Annotated in this window: 12 protein-coding genes; 5 read left to right on the top strand and 7 right to left on the bottom strand. The window is 44.7% G+C overall.

Features of this window, described 5'->3' with window-relative positions:
- Window positions 1-125: 125 nt before the first annotated feature.
- From argA to ubiG, 5 genes are all read right to left on the bottom strand, one after another.
- Window positions 126-1,481 carry an amino-acid N-acetyltransferase gene (gene argA, locus ACNQO6_RS16105; RefSeq protein ID WP_440209637.1) on the bottom strand — a complete coding sequence of 452 codons (1,356 nt, stop codon included), beginning with the start codon at window positions 1,479-1,481 and terminating at the stop codon, window positions 126-128.
- Between the two features lie 112 nt (window positions 1,482-1,593).
- The gene (locus tag ACNQO6_RS16100; RefSeq protein WP_343579596.1) at window positions 1,594-1,977 is read right to left on the bottom strand and encodes an RcnB family protein; all 384 of its coding nucleotides are present in this window, start codon (window positions 1,975-1,977) and stop codon (window positions 1,594-1,596) included.
- Between the two features lie 181 nt (window positions 1,978-2,158).
- Complete coding sequence (locus tag ACNQO6_RS16095) at window positions 2,159-2,905, bottom strand: YciK family oxidoreductase (RefSeq protein ID WP_032870827.1); 747 nt, start codon at window positions 2,903-2,905, stop codon at window positions 2,159-2,161.
- Between the two features lie 30 nt (window positions 2,906-2,935).
- On the bottom strand, window positions 2,936-3,637 hold the full coding sequence (locus tag ACNQO6_RS16090) for an HAD family hydrolase (protein ID WP_440209636.1): 702 nt from the start codon (window positions 3,635-3,637) through the stop codon (window positions 2,936-2,938).
- Window positions 3,634-4,347: a bifunctional 2-polyprenyl-6-hydroxyphenol methylase/3-demethylubiquinol 3-O-methyltransferase UbiG gene (gene ubiG / locus ACNQO6_RS16085; RefSeq protein ID WP_262767029.1), complete on the bottom strand. Its 714-nt coding sequence runs from the start codon at window positions 4,345-4,347 to the stop codon at window positions 3,634-3,636. The genes ACNQO6_RS16090 and ubiG overlap by 4 nt, the downstream gene beginning before the upstream one ends.
- A 178-nt stretch (window positions 4,348-4,525) precedes the next feature.
- Between ubiG and ACNQO6_RS16080 the strand changes: the two genes are divergently transcribed.
- Complete coding sequence (locus ACNQO6_RS16080; protein WP_343579593.1) at window positions 4,526-5,146, top strand: thiol:disulfide interchange protein DsbA/DsbL; 621 nt, start codon at window positions 4,526-4,528, stop codon at window positions 5,144-5,146.
- A 51-nt stretch (window positions 5,147-5,197) separates the two neighbouring features.
- On the opposite strand, the gene ACNQO6_RS16075 is transcribed toward ACNQO6_RS16080, so the two are convergent.
- Both ACNQO6_RS16075 and ACNQO6_RS16070 read right to left on the bottom strand, forming a co-directional pair.
- Window positions 5,198-5,833, bottom strand: a complete 636-nt coding sequence (locus tag ACNQO6_RS16075) for a TetR/AcrR family transcriptional regulator (protein ID WP_004773406.1) — start codon at window positions 5,831-5,833, stop codon at window positions 5,198-5,200.
- A 107-nt stretch (window positions 5,834-5,940) separates the two neighbouring features.
- Window positions 5,941-6,591, bottom strand: coding sequence for a TetR family transcriptional regulator (locus tag ACNQO6_RS16070; RefSeq protein ID WP_343579592.1), 651 nt, complete (start codon window positions 6,589-6,591; stop codon window positions 5,941-5,943).
- A gap of 312 nt (window positions 6,592-6,903) precedes the next feature.
- Here ACNQO6_RS16070 and ACNQO6_RS16065 point away from each other — a divergent pair, with 312 nt between their 5' ends.
- The 4 genes from ACNQO6_RS16065 to ACNQO6_RS16050 all read left to right on the top strand — a co-directional run bounded on the left by ACNQO6_RS16065 (window position 6,904) and on the right by ACNQO6_RS16050 (window position 12,416).
- Window positions 6,904-7,929 (top strand): flavin reductase family protein, encoded by a 1,026-nt coding sequence (locus ACNQO6_RS16065; protein WP_440209635.1) that lies wholly within the window; start codon window positions 6,904-6,906, stop codon window positions 7,927-7,929.
- A 33-nt stretch (window positions 7,930-7,962) separates the two neighbouring features.
- Complete coding sequence (locus tag ACNQO6_RS16060; protein WP_440209644.1) at window positions 7,963-9,105, top strand: fatty acid desaturase family protein; 1,143 nt, start codon at window positions 7,963-7,965, stop codon at window positions 9,103-9,105.
- A 97-nt stretch (window positions 9,106-9,202) separates the two neighbouring features.
- The gene (rph, locus tag ACNQO6_RS16055; RefSeq protein WP_004773398.1) at window positions 9,203-9,919 is read left to right on the top strand and encodes a ribonuclease PH; all 717 of its coding nucleotides are present in this window, start codon (window positions 9,203-9,205) and stop codon (window positions 9,917-9,919) included.
- Window positions 9,920-10,235: 316 nt separating this feature from the next.
- Window positions 10,236-12,416, top strand: a complete 2,181-nt coding sequence (locus ACNQO6_RS16050) for a phosphocholine-specific phospholipase C (protein WP_440209634.1) — start codon at window positions 10,236-10,238, stop codon at window positions 12,414-12,416.
- Window positions 12,417-12,700: the final 284 nt, after the last annotated feature.

The raw sequence follows: 12,700 nt of genomic DNA, 5'->3' as shown, positions 1-12,700 counted from the left end.
TTAATTGGATTTTTATTATTTTATCGGTTGATGAATTTATTCTTCATACAGACTTAAGCAGAGATAATGATGATGAAGAGAGATCTTTATCAAAAATAAACATATCTCTTCATCGTACTCAAGGCTTAACGCAGTCTCTTTTTAAATACCAGGGAATTCCGCTGATAGTTATACAACGCCTGACGTGCATTGGGTAAATCATCCACGCTGGCAGGCACAAAGCCCTGTTCAAGGAACCAGTGGGCGGTTCGGGTGGTGAGCACAAACAATTGCTGAATACCTTGTTGTTTGGCTTTGCTTTCCAGAAATTGCAAAATCTGGCTACCGCGATTGGATTTACGGTAGCTTGAATCGACTGCGACGCAGGCAATTTCAGCAGAACGGATTTCATCTGATCCTGCCGGAATCGGGTACAGGGCTGCACAGGCCAGGATCATACCGTCTCGTTCAATTACTGCAAACTGTTCAATTTCACTTTCAAGACGTTCGCGTGAGCGATAAACCAGAATGCCTTCTTGCTCAAGGGGGCGTAACAGGTTAATTAAGCCACCGACATCATTGATATTGGCAATGCGGACTTCTTCATAATGCGCATCAGTAATCAGGGTACCGACACCATCACGGGTGAATAGCTCTTCAATCAGTGCACCATCATAGGCATATGAGATCAGATGCACACGATGTACCCCTGATAAAGAGGCCTGTTGCGCCTGTTTGAGATGGAGCGCAAATTCTGGATATTGTTGCTGGTTCTGTTGAATATAAGGTTCCAGCTGATGCGGATTTAACTCACGCAATAACTGGTGCTGCGTATCCATTAGACCTTGTTTTTCACCCAGGAAAATCAGTTTATCGGCTTTTAATGCAATCGCGGTCTTGGTCGCCACTTCTTCTGCCAGTAAATTAAAGACTTCTCCCGTGGTTGAATAGCCGGTTGGGCCCAGCAGGACGATATTATGGTTATCGAGATGACGCTGAATGGCATCGGTATCCACCGAACGGACTTCACCCGTGAGCTGGAAGTCGATACCGTCACGAATCCCGTAAGGCTTGGCGGTGACAAAATTACCAGACACCACATCAATGCGAGCACCGTACATCGGTGAATTGGCCAGACCCATCGAGAGTAGGGCTTCAATTTCCAAACGGATTGAACCCACGGCATTCATGACGCCACGTAATGATTCGCGGGTGGTAATGCGATGGTTTTGGTGAAATGGCGTGTCAATATTGCGATCAAGCAGATTCTGATTGATTTGCGGACGTGCGCCGTAAACCAGAATCAGTCGGATGCCCAAAGAATGCAACAGGGCAATGTCATGAATAATATGCTGAAAATTTTCGTGCTGAACCGCTTCACCGGCAAACATCAGGATAAAGGTTTTATCACGATGCGCGTTAATATACGGTGCGGAATGGCGAAACCAGTGTACATAATCTTGGGTTGTACTATGTAACGTTTCAGTCATTTGGGTCGCCATGTGGATCTCAGAGATGTACCAATTGATCTGATTTTAACGAAAAAAATGAAAAGATAAATCTATTCCTAAACCAACAACCCAACTTTAATATCATCCGTCTGTTAAAAAGGATTTAGAAACCCATAATTCGAATAATGCTGTTATCATCCGAATTGACTAAAATATAATCATTATTGATCTTATACCACTGTTCGTTACGACCAGGGCGAGGCAGATTGTTGTCTTTATAGTCGACTTTATAACCGTTGCCACGATAATGTTGCGGCATCACATAACCTGCCTGCCAGCGATGTTGCTTTAAGCGCTCGACACCACGTTCTTCGCGCATACGGCGTTCACGTTGACGATTTTCACCATCCGGACGATCAAAGCCACGACCGTTTTGCCAGCCGCCACCGCGCGAATCCTCATCACGATCGTGTGGACCTGCAAAACTCCCCATGCTACTGAACAGGGTTGTCGAACCTAATACCAAGATAATGAAAAATTTTTTCATGATGCACCTTATTGACTTCGGATGTCTCTCATGTGAACTACTGTACGTTAAAAATGCAGAGAAACTGTGAAGATCAATTCATTGTTCCATTAAAAAGATGAAGATTCTTCACTGATTTCTCTGGAAAAAGCAGTTTTAACGTCAGTGCCCAATGTTATTTAGAATTATTTTAATGCGTGAATTAAGCTTGAGCATCAATACTTTGGCCGTTCATCTCCAGACTATCATCACCCATCAGGTATAGGTAGGCTGGCATGATACTATCTGGTGTTGGAAGAACTTTTGGGTCTTCTTCGGGATAGGCCTTGGCACGCATTGCAGTACGTGTGCCCCCTGGATTGATGCAGTTAAAACGGATATTTGGATAGGTATTTTCAGCGGCAAAGATTTTGCTCATGGCTTCAGTTGCTACTTTAGAGACCGAATAGGCACCCCATAAGGCACGGGCTTCACGTCCCACACTGGAACTGGTAAATACCACAGAGGCGTGTTCAGATTTCTGTAGCAACGGTAATAAGGCCTGGGTAAGGGCAAAAGGCGCACGTAAATTGACTGCCATGACATCATCCCAGACATCGACCGGATATTCTGCCAGTTCAACACGGTCTCCGAGCATGCCTGCATTATGCAAGATGCCATCAAGGCGACCGAATTGCTGTTCTAGCGTATTGACCAGAAGCTCGTAGTCATGCGTTGAAGCCGTTGAAAGCTGCAAAGGTAAGATTGCAGGTTGAGGCGCACCTAAACCTTCGATTTCGTCATAGATCACTTCAAGTTTATTCAGGGTACGGCCGTGTAATACAACGGTTGCACCATGAAGGGCATAACTCATCGCAGCAGCACGTCCAATACCATCACCGGCACCTGTGATCAGGATAATACGGTCTTTCAGCAAATCTGGACGAGGTTGATATTCTGAATATTTCATTGTTATGCCTCCTGTTTTTATCATTAATAATTAACCCATCATACCCTGATTTTCTGACAAAACAGTGATTTTCTGTTTGAGCAGCTGGTGTAATTCGGGGATGGTGTGAATAATGGCATCGGCCTGCCATGCCGCCAGATCATCACGTGATTCTACAGGTAAATAACCATAGGCTGCCAGAATGGTATACATGTCTGCATTACGGCCTGCATCAATATCACGTGGATGATCACCGACATAAATGATGTCTTTGGCATCAAGATTAAGCTTTTTAGCTGCCAGATACATGGGTTCCGGATCGGGTTTGGTGTGGCTGACATCTTCCGGGCAAACCAGTACAGCGCAACGATCGGTCAGGTTTAAGGCCGCAAGTAAAAGCTCACTTAAGCCACGGGGCTTATTGGTCACAATACCCCAAGGGATATCGTGAGCTTCCAGTTCTTCCAGTAAAGGATACATGCCTTCAAACAAATTGGTGTCGACTACAATATTGTCACCATAGACGTCTAAAAAGCGCTGGCGATGCCCTAAAAATACAGGATCGGTCATCTCTAATTCGGGATAGACCAGTTTCACCATGGCACGTGCGCCTTCAGACACCTGCGTGCGAATGGTTGCGGCATCCACGACAGGGCGCTGCTCATCACGACACATTTGTTGAATGATACGGATAAAGTCGGCAGCGGTATCGATCAGCGTACCATCAAGATCAAATAAAACAGCTTTCATCACGCACCTGTATTTGTGGTATGAACCATATAATTCACGTCAACATTTGGTGCTAACCAGTAATGTTTAGTGATCGGGTTGTAATGTAAACCGGTCATTTCTTTGAGGGTGAGACCTGCATTGCGGATATCATGTGCCATTTCTGAAGGACGGATGAATTTATGATAGTCATGCGTGCCTTTTGGCAGTAAACGAAGCACGTACTCCGCACCGATAATGGCAAATAAATATGATTTCGGATTACGGTTAATGGTCGAGAAGAACACATGACCGCCTGGCTTAACCAAAGCCTGACAGGCTTTCACGATTGAAGCAGGGTCTGGTACATGTTCCATCATTTCCATACAGGTTACCACATCATATTGACCGGCTTGTTCCTGCGCCAGTTGCTCGACTGGGATCTGACGGTATTCAATATTTTCAACATTGTCCTGTTGGGCATGCAAACGTGCCACCGCAAGCGGCGCTTCACCCATATCAATGCCTACAACATTGGCACCACGACGTGCCATGCTTTCTGCCAGAATCCCGCCACCACAGCCGACATCAAGGACTTTCTTGCCTGCCAGGCCGCCCACGCGTTCATCCACCCAGTTTAGACGTAAAGGGTTGATTTGATGGAGCGGGCGGAATTCAGAATGTTGATCCCACCATTTGGCAGCCAATGCTTCAAATTTTGCGATTTCTTGCGGGTCAACATTCAATTGCGACATGGTGTCACCTCTATATTAGGATGATTATTTAGGTTTAATCTGTTGGTAGTGTAGCGATTCTGGCAAAAAAAGCGATAAATCCAATAAAAAACTTCACAGAAGCAAAACGAATTGCTCGTGTTTGTTTTATATTTAGCATATAAACTTACGAAAAATGCTTAGAGGAAAAGCAAAGTCAATGAAAAAGTTAGTATTAAGTGGTTTGAGTGTAGCTGCATTAGCATTTTCAATGAATGCTGTGGCAGCTGATTTTGTGGCTGGTAAGGACTATACCGTCATTGCAAATCCAGGCAAAACGGTCGCACCAGCAGGCCAGCTCGAAGTGCGTGAGTTCTTCTGGTATGGTTGCCCGCACTGCTTCAAGCTTGAACCACATATGCAAGCATGGTTAAAGCAGATTCCAAAAGATGTTTATTTCCTTCGTACACCGGCTGCCATGAATAAAGTATGGGAACAAGGTGCCCGTGGTTATTACGTTTCTGAAGCACTAGGTGTGCGTAAAAAGACCCATATTCCACTGTTCCATGCGATTCATGAAGGTGGTCAGCAAATCTTTGATCAGGCTTCTCAGGCAAAATTCTTTGCGCGTTACGGTGTACCTGAGCAGAAATTTAACAGCATGTTTAACTCTTTCCCAATCACGGCAAAAATCGCCGAGTCAAATAAACTGGCTCAGCAGTATCAGTTGACGGGTGTTCCTGCTGTGGTGGTAAATGGTAAGTATGTGGTTCAGGGTGAAGATGGTAAAGTTACTCAAGTAGTGAATTACTTGTTGGAAAAAGAACGCAAAGCAAAATAATTGATGTATTTTCAAATAAAAAAAGGACTGCCACGACAGTCCTTTTTTTATTTAGTCTTGATCCAGTTGGAAGTCTTTTAAATCAATCTGGACTTTCTGGGTGGGCAGCGACAAGGCCTGATTGACATACAGATTAATCAATTTCTCACGTGAACCGATCGAACGTTGGTAGTAGCTCGAGTTCAATAATAAGGCCGCGCCGTAGGTCAGTGACCAGATATAAGACAGATAATCACGAATCGACATATCGTAATTCTGTGATTTTAAATATTTTTCAGTCATGTCTTTCAACGACACAATACGTTGTTGACGGATCGAGTAAAGCTCATCAAACAGATGCTTTAACTTGGATTCAGTCATGGTCAGATGTTCTTCTAACTGATGCAGCAGAATGGTACGGCTTGGTGAGGTGAGATGATAGAGCATGTATCGTGGTGCATACTCTTTGACATCAGTATTGTATTTATCTGAAATTTTTAAGATTTCTTTTTCATTTTGGATAATCAGTTCCAGCAGTAACTCATTTTTACTACGGAAATGTTTATATAAGGTGCCTTTGGCAATATCCAGTTCAGCAACCAGTTCATCGAGGGTCATTTCTTGGTTGTTTTCTAATAACAGCTTTTCTGCAACCTGCAAGATTTTTTCTTTACGAATTAAGAACTGAGTATGACGATCTGGATTCATGATGCTTATAAGCTCCTCATAGTGTTCTACACTGCATTTGCATTAGTGTCCAATGCATCATAACGCGAAGCAATGCTTTTATATATCAAACTTTGGTTTGGATATGGTCAAGCGTTTTGGGGTTCCCAGTTGGAAATCCCACTGAATAATAAGCGCACTTGTGTCGCTGCATTGTCAATAAACAGGTTTTGTTGTTCGAGTAAATGATCGATCGTGAATTGTTTTGGCAGATTGATCCAGGTCATGGCCCAGGTAAATGACATATTGATCAGGATGGTTGAAAGTACCTGTAAATGCTTGGCTTCCTTGATATGTTTGAAGGTTTCGAGCTTGCACAGGTCAATGGCCAGATCTTCGATCAGGAATTCAATTTCACGTGCAATTGCAATACGTACCGTTTCAGATCCCCCCCAGCGTTCCGCAATCATAAATTGCCATTGTTGCGGGCTGTGATTGACGGCCTGTACAAATAACTCAATGCTGGTGCGGGTTTTTGCCGAACCGCTATGTTGCAAGTAACTTTGGCCCAATTGATGAATCAGGCTTTTTAAATGCAAGGAAACCTGATCGACCAGCTCTTGTCCGAGCGCATCCATGTCTTGAAAATGACGATAAAACGCCGTTGGTACCAAACCAACTTCACGTGCAACTTCACGCAAGCTAATGCTACTAAATGAGCGTCCTGCGGTACTCAGGTGGAGGGCTGCATCCAGTAAAGCCTGTCGACTCTGTTGTTTTCGTTCATCTCTAATCGACATGAATAAGATCCATTAAAACCATACCAAAGAGTCTAGCAAAAAAAACAGAAACTTTTTAGTCTTCGTACATTGCTAAATACAGATGTTTTTGATCTTTGCACGCACAACAGAGGTGCAAATTACATGCGGTATCTGAGAGAAGCGCTTTATTTTCCCCATCTTTTGAGTGGCTTATAACACGTATAAAAAATATTCAAAAAATTAGTGAACAAGTGTTGACTCAGTGAACACAAATAAATATAGTGTACACATGTTCACTACATGAACATTTGTTCACTCAAAATAAATAGCCAGATACAAAACGAGGAACGTATGAACGCAGAGTTAAGTTATCAGCCCCACTGGATTCGAGAAGATTTCGTTGATTTTATCTTGCAAAAGATCAAGCCAACCTTCGCCTGGAAACGCATTCTTGCGCAAGTCACTGCTGTGCAGCCACTGAGCGAAGATATGGTCTCCCTCAGCTTAAAGCCCAATCATCATTTTGATGTTCGCCAGGTAAAAGCAGGCCAAAGCGTTTTAATTACCCTGATGATTAACGGGGTCTATCAGCAACGTAGTTATTCGATTATTGAGGTCACGCCGCAAGGCGAAATCCGTCTAGGCATTAAAGTGCAAGGTGTGGTGTCTAAAGCAGCACAACAATTACGTGTTGGAGACAGTTTCGAGATCTCTCAGCCACAAGGTGATTTCGTCTTACATCAAGGTCAGCAGCCTGCCTTACTGATTGCTTCAGGTTCTGGTATTACTGCAATTTATGCTTTATTAAAACAAGCGTTGCAACAGCAGCTTGAACACGTGCATGTGCTGTATTTTAACCGTGCTGAAGTATTGCATCAGGACATCTTGGCCTTGGCTGAGCAATATCCACAGTTGCACTATCACTTCTTTAATACGGCACAGCAAAAACAGCATTTAGATGTAGCATTGTTAGAAAAGTTAGTCCCGAATTTTGAACAGATGCAAGCCTATGCTTGTGGTCACCACAGCATGATGAAACAGGCGCAACAGATTTATACCCAGCATGCGGCAGCGGAAAACTTTCATCAAGAATTTTTCCAACCTGTACAAGTCGAGCACTCCAGTGAAGCACAACCGGTTAGCTTCCGTCGTGCACAACAGAATTTTATTGCAACCACCAATCTGTTGAGCAGTGCAGAGCAAGCGGGCTTACGACCACAACATGGTTGCCGCATGGGTGTGTGTAACCGCTGCAGCTGTACCAAAGTTAGCGGCGTGACCCAGAACCTGCTCACGGGTGAAATTGATGATCAACCGAATCGTCCAATCAAGTTATGTGTGAGCCAGGCACTGAGCCCAGTCACCATTGACCTATAAAAACAAAGATATTTGAGGATCAGCACAATGAATATGGCATTAGAATTTAAAAATGCATCCAAGTCAGCGCATTTAACCCCTGAACAGGTTGAAGAGTTTGGTCGCCGTGTCGAGCAAATCCGACTGGAAGTGATGCAAAACCTTGGTGAGCAGGATTCAAAATATATTTATAAAGTGCGTAATTTCGTGCGTTATACCGAAATCGCATCGCGTGGCATGTTGATGTTCGGTGGCTGGATTCCACCGGTATGGTTGCTGGGAACCGCCATGCTGGGTGTGTCTAAGATCGTCGAGAATATGGAACTGGGCCATAACGTGATGCATGGACAGTTTGACTGGCTCAATGATCCAAGCTTACGTGGCGAAGATTACGACTGGGACAATACCTGTTCAGGCAATGACTGGCGCTATACCCATAACTATATGCACCATACCTATACCAATATTGTCGGTAAGGACCATGATGTGGGTTATGGCATTTTACGTGTCACAGAAGACCAGAAATGGGAAGTACGCCATTTGGCCAATATTCCGTTGGCCTTACAGTTGATGTTCTTTTTCCAGTGGTATGTCGGAGTGCAAAACCTGCATCTGGAAGATGCACTGGTATATAAAACCAAAACCTGGAAACAGGTCTGGGCAGATGCGGCAGAGTTCCGTAAAAAAGCCAGACGCCAGGTGCTGAAAGATTATGTATTCTTCCCGGCCATTGCCACTGTCAACTTTATTCCAGTATTGGCGGGTAATGCCGTCGCCAATATTATCCGGAACCTGTGGTCATCAGCAGTAATTTTTAATGGTCACTTTACTGAAGATGCCGAGACCTTCGAAGCGGACAATACCGAGAACGAGACCAAGGCTCAGTGGTACCTGCGCCAGATTCGTGGTTCGAGTAATTTCACTGGCGGGAAGTGGATGCACTTCATGAGTGGCAATTTGAGCCATCAGATCGAGCATCATTTATTTCCAGATATGCCTGCCAATCGTTATGAACAGGTGGCACCACAAATCAGGGCCTTATGTGCCGAATATGGCGTGAATTATAACGAAGCCAATTTTATGAAGCAGTTCTGGACGGTGTGGGTGCGTTTGGCCAAATGTTCATTGCCAAATGACTTCTCTGCGCAACTGGCACAAGGTTGGAGCAACCTTAAGTCAAAGTTTAAGTTTGCTTAATTGGGTGAATTGTAACGAATAAGTAAAACTGAAAGCGCGTGTAATTGAGCTATACTATGGCGCAATGATATTTGAGCCATAGTTTTAAGGAATCGTTATGCGTATTGACCAAAGAGCATTAGACCAATTACGTGAGGTAAAAATTACCCGTAACTATACCCGTTACGCAGAAGGCTCAGTTTTGGTTGAGTTTGGTCATACTAAAGTGTTGTGTACGGCGAGTATTGATAACTCGGTACCACGCTTCCTGAAAGGTCAGGGTCAAGGCTGGGTAACCGCTGAATATGGCATGTTGCCACGCTCAACCCATACCCGTAGTGATCGTGAAGCAGCGCGTGGTAAACAAACTGGTCGTACTCAGGAAATCCAGCGTCTGATTGGCCGTAGTTTACGTGCCATGGTGGACTTGAAGAAGTTGGGTGAGAATACCATTACCATCGACTGTGATGTAATTCAGGCCGATGGCGGTACCCGTACTGCAGCGATTACGGGTGCAGCAGTGGCTTTGGTGGATGCCATGAATGTATTGCTCAGCAACAAGAAAATTAAACAGGATCCATTAAAGAGTTTAGTCGCAGCAATTTCGGTCGGTATGTATAAAGACGAAGTCCTCCTCGATCTATGCTACGAAGAAGATTCAAATTGCCAAACCGATTTGAATGTGGTGATGACACAAGCGGGTGAATTTATTGAAATTCAGGGAACGGCAGAAGATAAACCGTTTACCCGTCAACAGTGCAATGCCATGTTAGAGCTTGCAGAAAAAGGAATCGCGGAATTGATTCAAAAGCAACAGCAGGCACTCGGTTGGTAAGTTCCAGTTGATAGTGCGGGCGGTCTGGTGTGTTTAGACCGCCTTTTTTTATCTTGTTTTTTTGTCATCAAATTGCGATCAAATCATCATCGAACTGTCATTTAGATTGTATTGACTATCTGCACTGATATTGAACGGATCGTCAAATGCGAAATTTCTTTTTAGCCTTACTTGCTGGGAGCTGCCTGTTACTCAGTGCCTGTAACGATAGCGATAGTGGTGATAACAATAACGCTCAGCCAGAGCCGAAGCCACCTACCTCAAACTGCAAGATGCATTGCGCCCCTTAAAGAATAATAATAAGGAAATGAATAAAATGAATCGTCGTGACTTTTTATTAAATTCGACTAAGGCACTATTTGGGACTGCGGCGCTGACCAGTTTTCCAATGAGTATTCAAAAGGCACTGGCGATTGATGCCAAGGTCGAGACCGGCACCATCAAAGACGTGAAACACGTGGTGATCCTGACTCAGGAAAATCGCTCTTTTGATAATTATTTTGGCACCTTGAAAGGGGTACGCGGATTTGGCGACCGTTTTACCATTCCTTTAAGTGAAGGCCGTAAAGTCTGGGAACAGTACGATGCGAAAAAGAACAAGGTCTATCCATATCATTTAGACAGCAGTCGCGGTAATGCGCAGCGGGTCAGTGGCACACCGCATTCATGGACCGATGGGCAATATGCCTGGGATCATGGCCGGATGGGAAAATGGGTGCAATACAAGCAACCACAATCGATGGGCTATTACAAACAACAGGAAGTGGAGTTCCAGTTTGCCTTAGCCAATGCATTTACCTTGTGTGATGCGTATCACTGCGCCATGCACACCGGAACCAACTCCAACCGTATGTTTATCTGGACGGGAACCAATGGTCCAACCGGGGCCAATGTTGCCAGCGTGGTCAATGATCTGGACTCGATCGGATCATCTCTCACCGGTTATGACTGGACCACTTATCCTGAACGCCTGCAGCAAGCAGGCGTCAGCTGGAAAGTCTATCAAAACATGCCAGATAACTTTACCGATAACCCATTGGCTGGTTTTAAAAAATACCGCCGTGCCAATGAATTATCAGGCAAACCTGTGAATAACAGTACCATTTGCCCAGCCTATGACCCAGCCATTGATGCCAGACAGCCCTTGTATAAAGGGATTGCCAATACCATGCCAGATGGCGGATTTCTCGGTTCATTTAAAGAGGATATTGCCAAAGGGCAGTTACCGCAGGTGAGCTGGCTGGTGGCCCCTGCAACCTATAGTGAACATCCTGGCCCTTCAAGTCCTGTACAAGGTGCATGGTATATTCAGGAAGTCCTCAATGCGCTCACAGCGCGTCCGGAACTCTGGAGCCAGACGGTTTTCCTGATTAACTTCGATGAAAATGATGGCTTCTTTGACCATGTACCTTCACCAAGTGCACCTTCGATGGATATATCTGGTGAGGTCTATGGTAAATCGACCTTAAGTAAAGAACAAATGTCCTATGAGTATGCAACACATGCCAAGGCATCCAGTGGTCAACCGAATTTTACCGACCCGAAAATCAGTAATGGGGTCGGGGTCTATGGGCCCGGGATTCGTGTGCCGATGTATATCATTTCACCGTGGAGCCGTGGCGGCTGGGTCAACTCACAGGTGTTTGACCACTCCTCCGTAATTCGTTTCCTAGAACAGTGCTTTGGAGTACAAGAGCCAAATATCAGTCCTTATCGTCGTGCCGTATGTGGTGATTTAACCTCGGCCTTTAACTTTAAGACCCCGAATCTACTGCCTATGCCGGATCTGGCAGGTAAGAAGAGTAAAGCTGAAGCTGATGCAATTCGCAAAGCACAGGAGCAATTGGCGCAAGTCAGCCGTCCAGACAACCAGACTTATCCTGTTCAGGAACTGGGTATCCGACCATCGCGTGCCTTGCCATATATATTACACACCAGTGCCAAAGTGGATAGCAGCGCGAAAACAGTCAAACTGATGTTCTCTAATACCGGGACACATGCAGCCGTATTCCATGTCTATGATAAATTAAATCTGGATGCGGTACCGCGCCGTTATATGGTGGAAGCAGGCAAGCAACTGGATGATATTTGGCTGAGCAAAGACAATCAGTATGATTTGTGGGTATTGGGTCCTAATGGTTTTCATCGTAGCTTTAGCGGTGACCTGACGCAGATCGCACAAATTCAGGCATTGCCAGAAATCCGGGTCTGTATGGAAGAATGTGATCCCAAACTGTTTCTGAAAGTACGTAATGATGCGGGGCAGACTGCAAAATTGTTGGTCAAAGCCAACGCCTATTTGTCGAATAAGACTTGGCAGATCGAAACGGCTGCGGCTGAACAGGAACTGAGCTGGGATATGAGCGAGTTCGGCGGCTGGTATGATTTTACCGTCACCATTGAAAATGATCCGAGCTATCGCCGTCGTTTTGCTGGGCGTATTGAAACCAATGAAGACTCGATTTCTGATCCCTATATGGGCTTTATGGAGTTATAAATTATTGGATGAGATCAGAAAAAGCAGTCCAGGTGAGCACTTGGACTGCTTTTTTAGATTCGATTAGCGTAATAAAAAGTAAAGGCAGAGTGCGATCCGCAGCGACACACTAAGAAAACCCGCTACACATACTTCAGTACTTTCAAAATCCACCCGCTGCCCGAGACGATAACAGCGGACGACCGTATAACCGATACTGCGGAACAATCCTTCAAAAGAAGTTCAAAGATCACATTCATAAATACAAAGCGGAAAAACTTAAAAAGTAAGTGGAGTAAAGCCTC

The organism is Acinetobacter calcoaceticus (assembly GCF_051947995.1).
Lineage (GTDB): Bacteria > Pseudomonadota > Gammaproteobacteria > Pseudomonadales > Moraxellaceae > Acinetobacter.
This window is presented reverse-complemented; position numbering and strand designations above follow the sequence as displayed.